Genomic DNA, 17199 nt, shown 5'->3' on the forward strand with positions numbered 1-17199 from the left:
CATGCCATGCTGCACACCATTCTGAACAACATGTTCCACCTGCCGCTTCCGATTCTGGAGAAGCTGCTCCGTCCAGTCGTCGTCTATTTGGTCCTCGTAATTCTGCTGCGCATCTTCGGCAAGCGCGAGCTGGCACAGCTCAATCCCTTCGATCTCGTTGTTCTGCTCTCGCTCTCCAACACCGTGCAGAACGCCATCATCGGCGACGACAACTCAGTCACCGGCGGCATCATCGGCGCACTCGGCCTGCTGGGCATCAACTGGCTTGTAGCCAGATTCCTGTTCAACTCGCCGCGTCTTACGCGGCTTGTGCAGGGCCGTTCCACGGTGCTGGTGCGTAACGGACAAATTGATCAAAAAGCCATGCAGCGCGAATCGCTCACGCATGAGGAGCTGTTGGAAGCCATCCACAAACAGGGCTTCACAATGGTTCATCAAGTAGGCCTGTGTGAGCTAGAGCCAAGTGGAACATTTTATGTGGAAGGCCTGGAGCCAAACTCTTACGAAAAGCAGCACGCTGATATTCTGGCGCGCCTGGACACACTGACAAAGGAAATAGCAGCACTGCGTCAGCAATCTGCCTGACAAACTCACTTTGTCAGGCATTCTCAGAACTCTGCATCAAATCATTTTTCGACCAACGGGGGGACCACAAAGGTTTCAGCGCGGCGAAGCCGCAGTCGCCTTGATAGCAAATCACTCCCACTCGATCGTCCCCGGCGGTTTCGATGTAATGTCGTACACCACGCGGTTAATGCCACGTACCTCATTCACAATGCGGCTGGAAATCCGCTTCAGCACCTCATACGGTAGCGGAGTCCAGTCCGCCGTCATTCCATCCTCGGAATGAACTGCCCGAACCGCAGCCGTGTAGGCATAAGTCCGCTGGTCGCCCATCACACCCACGCTCATCACCGGCAACAGCACGGCAAAGCTCTGCCATATCTTGGTGTATAGCCCGGCAGCCTTGATCTCGCTCACCACAACATCATCGGCTTCCTGCAGCAGCGCCACGCGGTCCGCTGTGACCTCGCCCAGAATGCGCACAGCCAGCCCGGGCCCTGGGAACGGCTGACGGCTCAAAATCTCCTCCGGCATGCCCATATCGCGGCCAATGCGCCGCACTTCGTCCTTGAACAGATCGCGCAGCGGCTCAATCAGCTTGAGCTTCATGTGCTCAGGCAGGCCGCCCACATTGTGATGGCTCTTGATCGTCTGGCTCGGCCCTTTAACGCTGCTCGATTCAATCACATCCGGATACAGCGTCCCCTGCACCAGCCAATCCACGCCGCCCGTCTCACGCGCAATCCGCGTAGCCTCATCGTCAAAGACAGCAATAAATTCGTTGCCAATGATCTTGCGCTTCTTTTCCGGGTCCGTCACACCGGCCAGCTTACTCAGGAATCGCTCGCTCGCGTCCACGGCCACCAGGTTCAGCCCCAGCTTGTCGCGCAAATTCTTCTGCACGCTCTGAAATTCGTTCTTGCGCAGCACGCCATTGTTTACAAAAACGCACGTCAGCTGGCTGCCAATGGCCCTATGCACCAGCATTGCCGCCACGGAAGAGTCCACGCCGCCCGAAAGCCCACAGATGACATGGTCCTTGCCCACCTTTGCACGGATCGCAGCCACCGTCGTCTCAACAAAGTGAGCCGGTGTCCAGTCGCCATCGGCGCCGCAGATGCCAAAGACAAAGTTCTTCAATATCTGCGGTCCCAGTGGCGTGTGATGCACCTCTGGATGAAATTGCACCGCCCAGATGCGCCGCTCTTCATTCGCAATGCCGGCCAGCGCATTGGAACTAACCGCCGTCCTTGAAAACCCTGCTGGCAGCTCCAGCGCCTCATCGCCATGGCTCATCCACACCTGCAGCCGCGGCGGCAACCCCGCAAACAAGGGCGTTGCGGCATTCTCCACCGTCACTTCGGCATCGCCGTACTCGCGCTTCGGCCCGGGTCTGACCACTCCGCCCAAATGATGCACAATGTAGTGCAGCCCATAGCAGATGCCGAGAATCGGCGTCTGCTCGTCCAGAATCTTCGGATCGGCGGCCGGAGCATCTGGATCATATACAGACGACGGGCCGCCTGAAAGGATGATGCCCAGCGGCTTATAACTCTGTATCTCCTTCAGGGGAGCCGTACAGGGCAGAACAACGCAAAAGACGTTCAGCTCGCGGATACGCCGGGCGATCAGCTGCGTATACTGCGAGCCAAAATCAAGGATAACGATGGTTTGGGTGTCCACTATTCAGTGTGTCAGGGAGATGCAGGGCCTGTAAAGAACTGCATCGAGTCCATTTCGAGAAACGCATCCCCCTGAATACGCTGCAAATTCCGTGTTCTAGCGTTTCCTCCCATATCGGACATCGAATGGCATGGAGTCCTTCGCCTATCTCTTCAATTTCGATTGACTTTCATGGAATGAATCGGAATAGTGAAACTGAAGAAATTCCTTGGTTTATCGGTTTTCCAGTCAGCCGCGCCATTTGCTGAGATTCGCGGAGAAGTAGAGAGCGTCCTCAATGCGTAGCAAGCGATCCGTCGCTCTGCAACTCTGGAAGATCGCGCTTGCGCTCGCTATCGTGGCCGCGGCATACCTGCTGCGCGCTTTCCTTGCTTGGCAATTTGGCTTCCATCTCTCGCTTTACCTCACCTATCTACCGCCCGTGATTGCCATTGCGCTGCTTCTGGGGCTGTGGCCCGGGCTGGCAGCCACCGCGGCTTCCGCTCTGGTCGTGAATCTCACCACCGTCATGCCGAAGGACTCGTCAGAGAATGTCCGGACGGGTCATCTGATCGCGTTTTTATTTTCCATTCTGACCTGCGCAGCCTTCTGCTTTATGGCCGAATATGTGCGCAGGAGCCAGGGCAGGCTGGCAGAGCTCGAGAGCGAAAATATCCTGCACGAACTCAGCGCCAAGCTGCAGGCGGCTCTTGAAAGCTCCGCGGAAGCGATGTTCATCTGCGACGCGAAAGGCAATTTCGTAGATTTCAACCAGGCATTCGCCGCCTTTCACAAATTTAAGGATAGGTCCGAATGTCCGCGTAGGAACGCCGACTATCCCGGCTTCATGGACGTGTATTTTTTCGATGGCACGCCGGCCCCGCTGGAACAATGGGTAGTGCCCCGGGCCCTGCGCGGCGAGCAGGCAACAGGCGTGGAATACCGGCAGCGGCGCAAGGACACCGGAGAAGAGTGGGTCGGAAGTTTCAACTTCGCTCCCATTCGGGATCGCGCGGGTGATATCGTCGGCTGCGTCGTCAGCGCGCTTGACATTACAGAGCGCAAGCGAGCCGAAGAAGCTCTCAAAAGTAGCGAAGAGCTCTACCGCAGCGTCTTTCACACCAGCACAGACGCCATGGTGATTACGCGCTTGTCCGACCGGACATACGTTGACATAAACCGCCGGTTTGCCGAGTACTTCGGATTTACCTGCGAGGAAGCCATCGGCAAGACTTCCGTGGACATGGGCATGTGGACCGACCTCGTAGATCGCGAAGCGGTATTTTCGGCCATAAAGCAAGGAGAGGAATTTCGGGATGTTCCGGTCAAATTCCGCAAGAGCGATGGCTCTGTGCTTTGGGGATTGGTCTCCGCTGCGCCGCTCATCATTCGCGGCGAGTCCTGCATGCTTGCCTCGATTCATGATGCCACCGGAGAAAAGCTGTCAGAGGATGCCCGGCGCGCCAGCGAAGCCCGCTACCGTACTGCTTTTCAAACCAGCGCCGATGCCATGGTGATTACCCGCTTCCCCGATTGCCGGTGTATCGACATCAACGGAAGATTCACCGAATACTTCGGCTATACCCCGGTAGAGGCAGTTGGCAAAACTTCGGCCGAATTGGGGCTCTGGGCCAACCCGGCTGACCACGAGCTCCTGCTGAATGTCTTCCGCGATGGCAAAGACTGCCGTGATGTGCAGGTGGAGTTTCGCAGGCGGGACGGCTCCGCGCTCTGGGGCATGCTTTCCGCTACCCGGCTGATCGTTGACGGCGAGGAATGCCTGCTCTCCTCGGTACGCGACGTCACGCGCGAAAGACAGGCCGAAGGTGCCCTTCGCTACAGCGAAGCACGCTATCGCGCGGCCTTTGAAACCAGCCCGGACATCATTGTCATCTCACGCATTGCCGACGGCATGTACGTAGATGTGAATCCAGCCTTCACTACCGTCACCGGATGGCAGCGCGAAGAGATCATGGGCAAATCTTCGCTGGAGCTTGATGTCTGGGCTGATTACGGCAACCGTGATGCCATGCTCGAAATCATCAGAAAGGGTGAGAGCTTCCGCGGCATCGAGGTTCAGTTCCGCAAGAAAAACGGCTCCTTGTTCTGGGGCGCAGTCTTCGCCACCACCATCGAGGTCAGTGGCGTACCCTGCCTTCTGATCCAGGTGCGCGACGTCTCGCATGAAAAAAGAGCCGAAGAAGAGATTCGCACCCTGGCCTTTTATGACCAGGTCACCGGGCTCGCCAACCGCCGTCTGCTCTTTGAGCAATTCCGCAAGAGCATCGCGCTCAGCTCGCGCACACACCGCAAGCGCGCCATGCTCTTCCTGGACCTGGACAATTTCAAAAGCCTCAACGATACGCGCGGCCATCATACCGGCGATCTGCTACTACGCGAAGTAGCCAACCGTCTGCAGGAGTGCGTCAACTCAGCCGACACCGTCTCACGGCTCGGCGGCGATGAATTCGTGCTTATCCTCGAAGAGCTGCACGGATATCCGGAGATTGCGGCCACGCAGGCCATGAGCGTGGCAGAAAAAATTCTCCTGCAGGTTGCGCAGCCGTATCTGCTGGAACAGGCCGAGGTCCGCACCAGCTGCAGCATCGGTATCACGGTCTTCGGCGACAACCAGGCCGATTTTCATCACGTGTTGCAGCAGGCCGATATTGCCATGTATCAGGCCAAGGCCGCGGGACGCAATTCCATGCGCTTCTTTGCGCCGGGCCTGCAGGCTGCCGTTACCGCGCGCGCCACGCTTGAGGAGGAGATGCGTCAGGGCCTTGAGAACAAGCAATTCGTCCTCTATTTCCAGCCGCAATATCTGAATGGCAAGCTCTACGGCGCCGAAGTGCTGGTGCGCTGGCGGCATCCGCATAAGGGCCTTGTCATGCCAGGGGAGTTCATCCCATTAGCCGAGGAAACGCGTCTCATTCTGCCGCTCGGAGCCTGGGTGCTTGAGAGCGCCTGCCGCCAGATTGCCTCCTGGGCGGATCGATGCTCGGACTTCAACGTCACGATTGCCGTCAATATCAGCGCGCTTCAGTTGCGCAAAGATGATTTCGTGGCGTCCGTGCTGGATGCCATCGCGCGCACTGGAGCCAATCCCAGCTGCCTCAAGCTGGAGCTGACGGAGTCTATGCTTATCGAAAACATTGAGGACGCCATCGCCAAGATGGCCGCGCTCAAAGAGCATGGCATCCGATTTGCTCTCGACGACTTCGGCACCGGCTACTCATCTCTGGCGTATCTCAAGCGGCTGCCGCTCTCGCAGATCAAGATCGACCGCTCGTTTGTGCGCGATCTTCTCGAAGACCCCAGCAGCGGCGCCATCGCGAGTATTGTCATTGCGCTCGGTAAAGAGATGGGGTTGCGCGTCCTGGCCGAGGGAGTCGAGACCCGCGAACAGCGCGAGGCCCTCCAGGCCCTCGGGTGCTACCTTCACCAGGGCTATCTTTATGGGCCGCCGCTGCCGCCGGAAGACTTCGAGCAGCTGCTGCTCGAATGTGCTGGCAATCCTCACCAGCAACAGGCATGAAATCCTTACACATCAAGCTCATCTGTATTCAGCCTGATATCTCTTGCTTCGATCACAGATGAGGATGCGGCCTGAATGCCTGAAAAATGGCTTTGACAAATTATTCCTTTCGATTCAGTATTTGTGGCATTGGAAAGCGCATCTAATCATCTACCGATGAATTGGTGTGCGACTGCCAGGAGTTCTATAGCTCGCAAGGAGAACCTCGATGAAAGCAAAAAAGCATTTTCTTTTCCTGTTTCTGTTATGTCTGCCGTCGCTCAAGCTATTCGCCGCGGATAATACTGCAGACCTCAACCAGAGGATCAAAGACGCCAGAGATGTGATACGGCAGATCATGATGACGCCGGACAAAGCCATTCCCAACAGCATCGCGCGTCAGGCCACCTGTGTCGGCGTCATCCCTAGCGTGAAAAAAGCGGCGTTCATTGTGGGCGCCTCATACGGTCAGGGTGTTGTTACCTGCCGCACCAGCACAGGCTGGAGCGCACCCGTGTTCATCCGTCTGGCTGGAGGCAGTGTCGGTTTTCAAATCGGCGGCCAGGCAACCGATCTCGTCCTCGTAGCGGTCAATGACAAGGGATTTCAGGACTTGCTCAAGTCGAAGTTCAAGATCGGCGCTGATGCTGCTGCATCAGCAGGCCCGGTCGGACGGAATGCGGCAGCATCAACTGACATAGCGATGAATGCGGAACTGCTGACCTATTCGCGCTCCAAAGGGTTGTTTGCCGGTGTCGACCTGAACGGCGCGGTAGTCTCGCAAAACACCGACGACACCAAAACTCTCTATGGCGGAACCGAGGATAATTTCCAGCACATTCTGCACGGCGCAGTTCCAGTTCCGCCGGCAGCGGCCTCGTTTGTGGCGACCGTTGGGCAATACTTCCACGCAGCCCATGCTGGAAAGTAACAATCCGCGCGTGTTCTGGATTTCTATGCCGGAATAACTCACAGCCAGGGGATGCTTAAGCGTCCCTTGGCAACGCGGTACTGAAGAAGTTAGGAGTTGTACATGTTCATTCTCTGGTGGATCATCGTTGGACTCATCGCCGGTTTCATTACCGGGAAGCTGATGAAAGGTAGCGGCTATGGCGCAATCATGGACATCGTGATTGGCATCGTCGGAGCGCTTGTGGGTGGCTTCATCATGCGCTCCCTCGGCTATGCCGGTCGGGGCGGCATGATCTATACCATCATTGTGGCAATCGCTGGCGCCGTAGTTCTGACGTTGCTGCTTCGCCTCCTTACCGGGAATAGATCCAGGAATCTTTAACGCATCCAGCGGTAGAAGGATTGAATCCGTAGGGCTACTGAAACAAAGACAGCAGTCCCAAATCTGCAAGCTGCGTTGATGAGCCAGGCAACCGTCCACACCGCAGCTTGCTCAAACTCAGAATGGGTGGCAGTCTCTCAATAAAGAACAGCGTAAAGAAATTTCACTATTGAACCGGAAGAAAATAACCCAGGAGTGACTATGGCAAAGAAAGATGCTGACGTTCGAGGAACCACGCCCGGTACGGGTAAAAAGATAACGCGCGAGTCTTTTACGGCTGCATTAAACGAAGACCTCTCACGCGAGTATCAGGCAATCATTGCGTATGTAAACTACTCACAGGTCCTCAAGGGCGCAGCCTATATGAACATTGCAGATGAGCTGGCCATTCATGCCACGGAAGAGCTTGCTCATGCTTTGCAGCTCGCCAACCACATCGATTATCTGGGCGGCATGCCCTCAGTCACGCCGAAACCTGTCAAGACCTCTGAAAAAGCGGAGGAGATGCTCAGGTTCGATCTGGACAATGAGAGGGAAACGATTCGTAATTACCGGCGGCGCGTCAAGCAGGCAGAAGAGCTGGATGAGTACGCAATTGCCGAAAGCCTGCGCACTATTCTGGTGCAGGAACAGGATCATCTTGTCTCTCTGGCCACCGCCCTGGGCATTGACCCGCCCAATCCTGGAATTGCCGATTAGGACGAATGTCCGAACACAATCGATCGCCAACAACTCAGCCACGAAAAATCTCCATTTTTCGTGGCTGAGTTTTCTTATGGCAGATCAATCTGTTCGGGGATGCGAACCAGCAATCAAATGACAACGCCCCCCGCTGCGGCGTGCTACATTGCTATCCATCTAAGCACGCACACCCACTCCCAAAGGGAAAACCGATGAACTGTTCTCGCATTGCATCCGCTCTGCTGCTTGCAGCCGGAATCATTTTCACTGCCAGTGCCCAAACCACCGGAGCCCAATCGAATCCTGACAAGCCCGCGCCACCACCCGAGGCCAAAAGCTTCGATCTCTCCGCCATCGACAAAACCGCGGACCCCTGCACCGACTTCTACCAGTACTCCTGCGGCAACTGGAACAAGGCCAATCCCATTCCCGCCGACCAGGTCCGCTGGGCGCGCAGCTTCTCGCTGCTTGGGGAACGCAATCGCTATCTCCTCTGGCAGGAGCTGGACGCAGCGTCGAAGGATCCCAAAACTCCGCTGCAGAAAAAATTCGGCGACTACTATGCCGCCTGCATGAACACCGATCTCGTGGAGCAGAAGGGTCTCGAGCCGCTCAAGCCTGCGCTCGACCGCATTGCCGCCTTGAACGATCCGCATAAGCTCGCCACCCTTGCCGGCGAACTGGCGGCTCACGGCGAACCCGCGCCCTTCTTCCGCTTCGGCGTCTCGCAGGACGAGAAGGACTCAAGCAAACAAATCGCCACCGTCGGCCAGTCCGGCCTTTCGCTCCCCGATCGCGACTACTATCTCGTCGACCGATTCGCAAAGATCCGCGATAAGTACAAAGATCACCTGACCAAAATGTTTACGCTGGCTGGCGACACGCCGGACGCCGCCGCCAAAGAAGCCGACAGCGTGCTGCGCATTGAAACCGCGCTGGCCAAGGCTTCCATGAGCCGCGTCGCCATGCGCGACCCCGAGGCCCGCTACCACATCTACACCGTCGCCGACTTCCAGAAACTCACGCCCGACTTCGACTTCTCCATCTACTTCAAGGATGTAAAGATAGGCAGCTTCGACACGCTCAACGTCACCACGCCGGACTTCTTCAAGTCGCTCAACGGCCTCATCACCTCCGAGCCGGTCGATGCCTGGAAGTCTTATCTGCGCTGGCACACCATCCACGCCGTTGCATCGAACCTGCCCAAGGCGTATTTCGACGAAAACTTCGCCTTCTTCGGCAAGGTGCTCGCAGGCCAGAAAGAACCCACCCCGCGCTGGAAGCAGTGCACGCAGATGACCGACATGGCGCTCGGCGAAGCCGTCGGCCAGGACTGGGTCAAGCAGAACTTCCCACCCCAGGCTAAAGCCAAGATGGACCAGCTCGTTGCCCCCCTCGAAAAATCCCTCGGCGACGACATCAAAACCCTGCCCTGGATGAGCGACGAGACCAAGAAAGCCGCGCAGGAAAAGCTCTCGCTGATCCGCAACAAGATCGGCTACCCGGAAAAATGGCGCAGCTATGCCGCTCTCGAAGTCAAGCGCGACGATCTCATCGGCAACGTCCGTCACGACGCCATCTTCCAGCGCAACTACAACCTCTCCAAGCTCGGCAAGCCCGTCAACGAGAAGGAGTGGGGCATGACGCCGCCTACCGTCAACGCCTACTACAGCCCGTCCATGAATGACATCAACTTCCCTGCCGGCATTCTGCAGCCGCCATTCTTTGATGCCTCCATCGATCCAGCCGTGAACTTCGGCGGCATCGGCGTCGTCATCGGCCATGAGATGACCCACGGCTTTGACGACGAAGGCTCCAAGTACGATGGCAAGGGCAACCTGCGCGAGTGGCAGACCGCCGAAGACCGCAAGAAGTTCGTCGAACGCACCGACTGCGAAGTAGCCGAATACAGCGGCTTTGAGACCTCGCCCGCGCATGATGGCATGACCGCGCAGAACCTCAACGGCAAGCTCACCCTCGGCGAAAACACCGCCGACAATGGCGGCCTCCGCATCGCCTATCTCGCGCTCCTCGACACCCTCGCCGCCGAACATAAGTCCATCGACGACAAGATCGACGGCTACACCGAAAAGCAGCGCTACTTCCTGGGCTTCGCGCAGGTATGGTGCGAAAACCAGACCGACCAGTCCGCCCGCCAGCGTGCCCTCACCGACCCGCACTCCACCGGCAAGTGGCGCGTCAACGGCGCCGTGCAGAACTTCGACGAGTTCGGCAAAGCCTTCAGCTGCACCAAGGGCCAGCCCATGTACCCAACAAACTCCTGCCGCGTCTGGTAGCAGCAAAAGCAAGCCCCGGCGAATATATCATTCACCGGGGCTTGCCTTGGTCTTTTCTATATCAGCGAATGGAACATCACGGCCCGGGTACAGCCACAACTTGGTGCCCCGCTGCAAAAACGACCGTTGATCCAGCCACCGCCCCAAATCCAATGTTCTGGGACACCGGCACCTGCACCTGCCATAAAAGCTCGCCCGACGGCAGCGAGTAAATGCTGTTGGTGGATGGATCGTAAGCCTGCCCAGGCGAGGGGAACTGAAGGCAAGCTGGACACCGGAAAGCGCCCTCCATCGTGATCGGCACTGTCGACAGAACTGCTCCGGTGGGATCGACAATCGAAAACCCCGAAACATAAGGCCCCTCCCCCTGCGACTGATCATCCGTATAATTTGCGACAAACAGATGCCCGTTATCGAGCCACCCCAGCCCGGTGCCGACTGCCGCTGAAATCAACTCGCCATTACGGTAAATATTCGTCGCGTAGCCTGATGCCACGTTAGCATCGCTAACAGTTGAACTTGCAATCAGCGTCCCATCCGGAGAAAGCACGATCGCCGAACCGCTCCCTGTATCGGAGAAAACCGTGGAGCCATTCTGAAGGTTCGTGACCGTGCGGGAGTACTCCATCTGTGTCGTCAACCCAGGGCTGGTGTTCTGCAATACCTGACCTAGGACCGTACCCGAACCGGAAAGGGTGAAGTTGATGAGATACGGGTTTGTGTAAGAGATGCTTTGGCTCGGCGTAGTCGATGGAAGCGAATACAGATTCAGCATTTGATTAGCCGCAAACGGAGTCTCCAGAGCTTCGCCAGCCGCGGCCAGAACCATACTACCGTCAGTTGAAAGACTGAGATTGTTGGCAAAGAAGTCGATGGACTCCATCTGCGTAGCAGTCGCCGGATTGAAGATAAGAACTTTTCCGATTGCAGTCGACACCGCCGCCAGGTTCGAAGAGCCCGCAATGCCAGAGACCGCGCCATATCCAAAGTAACGGCGTGTCGATGCTAAGCTCGCGCCATCCACCAGAACGCCACTACCGTTTCCCGCGATCCACTGCAAGGCCGACGCAGCCCCAAACGAACTCAGATTGCCAATCGGCGGAATTGGAAAGTCCGAACTCACAGGCGCCGAACCGGAGAGATCAATAACATGCACCGTCGAATCTTGTATTGGAAGGACCGCAATGCTGCTTCCTGAAGCGACGTATGTGTAAGAGAAGTCCGGCGAGAAGGAGAACACCTGCATCGGAGTGGCGCTGCCGCCTACCGCGTAGACGCTCACCCCAGGCGGATAGCCTCCCGCAGTCCAGAACCAGTTCCCTTGTCCCGTTAGATTGGTCGTCGAGGGAAGCGTGACCAACTCTTGCTGCACCGCTCCGCTCGAATAAACCCAGACCGTATTGCTCAGGTTGGTCAGGAATCTGTGCCCATCCAGGAACCATGAATTGAAAGTGCCGGAAAACTGCGCGCTGACTACGGACTTTCCGCTTGGGAGCGAATCCGTTTCAATCACATTCGCGCCGGAAGGCCCGCCAGCAAGCTGTATCTGCCCCGGAGCCGCAAACGCATTAGCGGCATGGTAGTCTCCCGACAAACTGAAGACTTGCTCCCCTGTCGATGACCAGGCAGTAAGAGAAGTCGCAGTGCCCGCGCACAGATAGCTCCCATCGGAAGCCAGCTTCCACCAGGTTGGCGAAGGAACCGACAAAATCTGATGACCGTCCACCACGGAATACATCTGCAATTGCTGTGCCGTGCCAACCACCGCAACCTGCCCGGCAAGATCAATCTGATTCAATGCCGGAGTGCCAACCCCAAGTGAGGTAACAGCCCCATCTCCGCTCGTAATAATGGAGCCCAAGCCATAATTCCAGAGCACCCAGTGACCAGATGTATCTTCACTCAACACATTATTCGCGTTCTCGCGTATGGCGAGAATCGGGCTTCCATGCCCCTGTTCCAGCAGAACCGTCTGGTTCACATTCACCGCAACGGTCAGTTGCGCCGTCGTGCTTCCACTGGAATTCTCGGCTGTAACTGTGTAAACAGTCGCCGGAGAAGCCGAAAGCGGAGTGCCGGAAACAATGCCGCTGGTAGGATCAAGCGTCAGACCGGCAGGCAGAGCAGGAGCGATTGAAAATCCCGCAACAGTTCCGGTGAAGGTGGGTACATCAGGCTGCATCGGCGTACGAAAGGTATCATTGACAACCGGCACGGCATAGGCCAGGTTGGCAGGAACAGCAGGGGGAGCAGCCGCAATGGCAATCGTCAACGTCACGGTAACGGATCCCGCCGAGTTCGCTGCTGTAATTACGTAGTTCGCTGAAGCTGCTGCCGTCGTCGGCGTTCCGGACACGGCTCCCGTGTTAACGTCCATCATCAGCCCGCCCGGCAACGCGGGGGTTGCGGAAAACGTGACACTGCTGGTCCCCGATACAGCAGCGGGGTCCATAATAATTGGCATGCCAACCATTCCAGATATGGCGTCCGTCGCATAGGTCAGAGTATTTGGCGCCGTTACCACAGGAGCGGGGGGCGTATTGCCACCGCCGGTCATCTTCGAAGATCCCCCGCAGCCCGTCAATATTGCGCCAATGATCGCCAGAACTGCGGCAAGCACGGCCAAACGCCCGCCATTCCCCCCGGTATCAGCCCGTTTCATGCTCACAAGCCCTGCGCGCACACGCTCAGCACTCTCACCCATAACCACACCCCCGGATAACCCGATGCTCACCCAGCGAACCAACTGTACCGGCGCCGCATCGGGCAGATGTCAGCCCCATGTCATTCAATCGTCAGGAGCCGCTTCCTGGACCGTGCCGGAACATTCGGAATAAACTCACCGATTGAGCTCATCTCCTTCGTTCTTCGATAACTTCCCTCGCCACGTCACGTCCAATTCGCAGCGGTTTCTCTTTCCTGAAACCGTAAATTAGGCACAACGCACCCTCGGCTTTTACAATGCAGCAGGGACCCATCCCAACCCAGCGCCTCCGCAGGGAACGACCACACTTGGCGCAGCACGCCTGACGAGCACGCCAGAGCAGGATGAAGGAATCGCATGAAGTTTAGGAAATTCGGCAAGGCCCTTCTGATGGGCGCAGTTTCGCTTAGCGCCATCCTCAGCATTACGTCTTGCGTTCAGAGTTATACAGTTGGCTTTTTGTATGTAACCGGCACGCAGACAACTGGCACCAGCGGCAGCGCCGGCCAGGGCATTGTCAGCGGCTTTAGAATCGACCACAACACCGGCAAACTGACCGCCATTCACGGCATGCCGCTCAGCTCGGGCGGTTCTTACCCCAATCGCGCTGTACTCATCCTCGGCAGCCGTTTTCTCTATGTTCTCAACCAGGGCGGCTCTGACTGCACTACCAATACCACCGACTCCGACTGCGCACAGGCCAACATCGTGCAGTTTTCCGTCGCCGGTAACGGAGCCCTCGTTTCACAGCAGACCTTCTATACGCAGGGCAAGAATCCCTTCCGCATGTTCGCCGATGCTACCGGCGGGCACATCTACGTGCTCGATCACGACGCTCCGGACAACTCTTCCTGCGCCAGGGCGCTTGGAGCCGGTGTTACCTCCTGCGGTGATATCACGGTCTTCAACGTCGATCCCAGCACCGGCCGACTCAGCCTCCTGCTCAATGCGCAGGTCGCCGCTGCAGATGGTTCGCAGCTGACTTACTTCCCGGTTCCGTCCAACCCCATCGATGTCTTGCTCAGCTCCAACTTCGTTCTCACTCTCTCGGGCACCCCGGGCACCGGCAACTTCGTGTTCCCCTACGCCTACAACACCACCGGCCAGCTCACCCTGAGCCAGAACAGCCTCCAGACGATCAACGCCACGCAGGCAACTGCCCTCCAGGCAGGCAACTCCTTCGTCTACGTCCTGGATAACGAGCCCATCACCTACGTTCCGACCAACAGCACCACTCCCGTGACTGTGCCCTCGCAGATTCTGCCTTTTACGGTGGGCGCAGGTGGCTCGCTTCAGGCGCAGACCGGTGGCGCGGTACCGGACGTGCCGGCCCAGAGCAATCCGCTCTTCCTGCTGGCTGAGTCCAAAGGCAAGTGGATCTATGTGGCCAATGCGGGCGACAACACCAATGCCACCGTCACTAATACGCAGAGCGGCATTGCGGGGTACGTCATTGATACCAGCAGTCACCAGCTGACCACCATGTCCGGCAGCCCCTTCGGCTCCGGTGCGGGCCCCTCATGCCTGGTGGAAGACCCGTCGAACCAGTTCATTTACACGGCCAACTTCAACGACTCCTCGGTCACCGGGTTGGTTCTTGATCCGAACGTCGGCACGCTCAGCAGCCTGCCTGGCTCGGCCAACAAGACCTACACGCTGAACGGTCCGGCCACCTACTGCCTGGTCAACGGTCGCACCAGCTAGCTCCATCCAGAGCGGGATGGACACAACGTCCCTCCCGCTCCGGGATTCCGCAAGGTGCGGAATCCATCCGATTTCAGAATGGAAGCTCCCTACACGCCGCGAGGCGCATTTCGGAGCTTCGATTCACAAACAAGGTATTGCAGGCCAAAACTGGCCGGCGGACGAAAGATGCGCATGAAGTTGAACAAATCGAGCCAGTTGTTGCTGGCCTCTGCGGTAAGCCTGGCAACCGCCGGCTTCCTCTCTGCCTGCGCCACGCTCACGACAGATTTTGTTTTTGTCTCCAGCGCCAAGGCGGCAGGGACCAACAACTACGGCGAAATTGATGTCTATGAGGTCAACTCCGAATCCGGCGTCATGCGCCAGATTCCCACCTCGCCCTTCCCTTCCGGCGGCCGTAACCCCGTTGCCGAGACTGTCTCTTCCGATGAGACCAATCTTTACGTCGTCAACCGAGACGACAACACCATCGTCCAGTTCATCATCGGCAATGACGGCAAGGTTTACCCGCAGAACACCGTGAACACGCCCGGTATCTTCCCCATTGCCACCGCCGTCTCCGGTACCAATCTCTTCGTCGTGGATACCTACCAGCCGCTGCCCACCTGCTCAACGGCCTCGCCCTGCACCGGCTCCATCGCCATGTATCCGATTCAGGTCACTAAGAATACAACCGCGGGAAGCACTAGCAGCACTCCTGTAAATGGCACGCTCGGCTCTCCGGCTGTAAACTCGGCGCTCAATACAAACTATTGGCCGCTCACGCTGCCTTCGTCGCCCACCGACATCATTCTGCCCACTTCCGTCGCCGCGCCGCCCTCCGGCAGCAACGTCTATGTAAGCGCCTACGACACTACATCGGGTGTAGGTTATGTCTTCGCCTTCGCCGTCGCCAATGGCACCCTTTCGCCTGTAAACAACGGCGTCCCCGTCGCAGCCGGCATTTATCCCTCCGGCATTGCTTCGGATCCCACCGGGGCATACGTCTACGTTACGGATTCAAGCAGCGATCGGGTCTTCGGCTTTGCTGCAGGCTCCGGCAGCCTCGCGCCGCTCCCAGGCAGCCCATATAACACTGGCAACCAGCCCTCGGCCGTCGTTGTCGACGCCAAGGGGCTATATGCCTATGTGGCCAACAGTCAGGACTCGACCATAACCGCCTACACCCTCGCCAGTGGCGTCCTCACCCGCATCGGCAGCTATACCACCGGTACGCAGCCAGTGGCCATCGGTATTGATCCCTCGCTCAACGAGTTCCTCTACACGGCCAACTTCCTCGGTAACTCGGTCTCGGGTTTCCAGATTCAGGCCGATAGCGGTTCGCTCGTCAATTCCAAGGGCACGCCCTTTATTGCCAACGCCAACCCGACAGCCGTGGCCGCCATTCCACACGGAGCCACGTCCAAGCAGTAAGGCGCGCTCTGGAAATTCCTCCTTATGGACTTTTACAATCCATAAGGAACAACTGAAACAGATTGCCTGGGCATTTCTCATGGACGCCCGGAATAAAAGGAAGCGCATGAAGTTACGCAAACTCAGCCAGCTCGCACTGGCCTCCGGAATCGGACTGGCCGTGGCCGCTGCTCTTACCGCCTGCCAGCTCGTGACCGTCGACTATGTCTTTCTCGCCGGCTCTGCAACAACCACCAGCGGCGGCGCCATCCAGACCTTCGCGGTCGACTCCCAGTCAGGCGCTCTGCGCTATGCCAACAATTCCGGCACCAAGCCAGTCGACTCCGGCGGCAGCTCCCCGGTGGCCTTGGCCGTCGATGGTACCTACGCCAACCTCTACGTGGCCAATCAGGGCAACAACACCGTCGTACACTTCACCATTGATGGCTCGGGCAATCTCAAAAACTCTGATTCCATCACCCTCCCGGACACACCCGTCGCCCTGGCCGTCGCTCCTTCCGGCTCGGCTCTCTTTGTCGCCTACGGAAGCAGCTCCGCCACGCTGGCAGAGTACTCGCTCTCATCCGGCACGATCGGCTCCGCTGTCGCCCTACAGACCCTCACCGTTCCCGGCTACGAGGGAGACACCGTGGTGCCTACCGCAGTCACCGTCATGGCAAATGGCGCAGGCGTTTACGCCACCTTGTATGACAAGTCGGCCTACAATCCTGGTGGAACCACCACCAGCACCGCCAACCCCGGATGGGTTTACAGCTTCGCCATCAGCTCCGGCGGAGGGCTCACTGCCACCACCAACAGCCCGTATCGCGCCGGCGTCAAGCCCTCCGGACTCGCGGCCGACCCCGCCAACCGTTTCCTGTATGTCGTGGATTTTGCCTCCAATCAGATGGTCGGCTTCGGCATCTCCTCCGGAACCACTCTTAACTATCTGATCAGCGGACCCTACAAGACCGGCAACCAGCCTTCGGCCATCACCATCGACCCGCGCGGCAAGTTCATCTACGTCGCCAATGCGCTGGACTCGACCGTTACCGCCTACGCCATCGATCTGACCACCGGCATTCCTTCCGCTGCAATCAGCACCACCGGCTCATCCAACACCTCCACTGATACGCAGCCCAACGCCATTGTCGTCGAGCCTGCGGAAGCGCGCTACGTCTACACCGCCAACACGCTCGGCAACTCCGTCTCCGGCTTCAGGCTCAACACGAATACCGGCGTCATCAACCAGACTCAGGACACTCCTTACCCATCCGAGGAGAAGCCCGCTGCGATCGTCGTCATCCCGCACGGCAACCGCTCCTCGGCGATTGTTACGCAGTAGGTCGGTCCCGTAACTCGCGCCATCATTCAAAAAGCCCAG

General features: G+C 57.9%; 11 protein-coding genes. 9 read left to right on the plus strand and 2 right to left on the minus strand.

Annotated elements, in window-relative coordinates; all coding sequences use genetic code 11:
* Window positions 1–6: 6 nt before the first annotated feature.
* Window positions 7–585, plus strand: a complete 579-nt coding sequence (locus tag VO84_RS05020) for a DUF421 domain-containing protein (RefSeq protein ID WP_231737788.1) — start codon at window positions 7–9, stop codon at window positions 583–585.
* Between the two features lie 111 nt (window positions 586–696).
* On the opposite strand, the gene guaA is transcribed toward VO84_RS05020, so the two are convergent.
* The gene (guaA, locus tag VO84_RS05025; RefSeq protein WP_058186201.1) at window positions 697–2247 is read right to left on the minus strand and encodes a glutamine-hydrolyzing GMP synthase; all 1551 of its coding nucleotides are present in this window, start codon (window positions 2245–2247) and stop codon (window positions 697–699) included.
* Between the two features lie 277 nt (window positions 2248–2524).
* On the opposite strand from guaA, the gene VO84_RS05030 reads away from it, so the two are divergent.
* From VO84_RS05030 to VO84_RS05050, 5 genes are all read left to right on the plus strand, one after another.
* Window positions 2525–5764: a PAS domain S-box protein gene (locus tag VO84_RS05030; RefSeq protein WP_058186202.1), complete on the plus strand. Its 3240-nt coding sequence runs from the start codon at window positions 2525–2527 to the stop codon at window positions 5762–5764.
* Window positions 5765–5972: 208 nt separating this feature from the next.
* The gene (locus VO84_RS05035; RefSeq protein WP_058186203.1) at window positions 5973–6674 is read left to right on the plus strand and encodes a lipid-binding SYLF domain-containing protein; all 702 of its coding nucleotides are present in this window, start codon (window positions 5973–5975) and stop codon (window positions 6672–6674) included.
* Window positions 6675–6776: 102 nt separating this feature from the next.
* Complete coding sequence (locus tag VO84_RS05040) at window positions 6777–7037, plus strand: GlsB/YeaQ/YmgE family stress response membrane protein (RefSeq protein WP_058186204.1); 261 nt, start codon at window positions 6777–6779, stop codon at window positions 7035–7037.
* Between the two features lie 201 nt (window positions 7038–7238).
* Entirely contained in the window at window positions 7239–7736 is a 498-nt protein-coding gene (locus VO84_RS05045; RefSeq protein ID WP_058186205.1) for a ferritin-like domain-containing protein, read from the plus strand.
* Window positions 7737–7930: 194 nt separating this feature from the next.
* Window positions 7931–10015 (plus strand): M13 family metallopeptidase, encoded by a 2085-nt coding sequence (locus VO84_RS05050; protein ID WP_058186206.1) that lies wholly within the window; start codon window positions 7931–7933, stop codon window positions 10013–10015.
* 76 nt (window positions 10016–10091) lie between these two features.
* Here the strand turns inward: VO84_RS05050 and VO84_RS05055 are convergent, their stop codons facing one another.
* The gene (locus VO84_RS05055) at window positions 10092–12719 is read right to left on the minus strand and encodes an Ig domain-containing protein (protein WP_058186207.1); all 2628 of its coding nucleotides are present in this window, start codon (window positions 12717–12719) and stop codon (window positions 10092–10094) included.
* Between the two features lie 357 nt (window positions 12720–13076).
* Here VO84_RS05055 and VO84_RS05060 point away from each other — a divergent pair, with 357 nt between their 5' ends.
* The 3 genes from VO84_RS05060 to VO84_RS05070 all read left to right on the plus strand — a co-directional run bounded on the left by VO84_RS05060 (window position 13077) and on the right by VO84_RS05070 (window position 17160).
* Window positions 13077–14423, plus strand: coding sequence for a beta-propeller fold lactonase family protein (locus VO84_RS05060; RefSeq protein ID WP_058186208.1), 1347 nt, complete (start codon window positions 13077–13079; stop codon window positions 14421–14423).
* A gap of 174 nt (window positions 14424–14597) precedes the next feature.
* Complete coding sequence (locus VO84_RS05065; protein ID WP_197413903.1) at window positions 14598–15836, plus strand: lactonase family protein; 1239 nt, start codon at window positions 14598–14600, stop codon at window positions 15834–15836.
* Window positions 15837–15942: 106 nt separating this feature from the next.
* Window positions 15943–17160, plus strand: coding sequence for a lactonase family protein (locus VO84_RS05070; RefSeq protein ID WP_058186210.1), 1218 nt, complete (start codon window positions 15943–15945; stop codon window positions 17158–17160).
* The last annotated feature ends 39 nt before the right edge of the window (window positions 17161–17199 follow it).

The sequence above is a fragment of the Occallatibacter gabretensis genome, assembly GCF_001449115.1.
Classification (GTDB): Bacteria; Acidobacteriota; Terriglobia; order Terriglobales; family Acidobacteriaceae; genus Telmatobacter; species Telmatobacter gabretensis.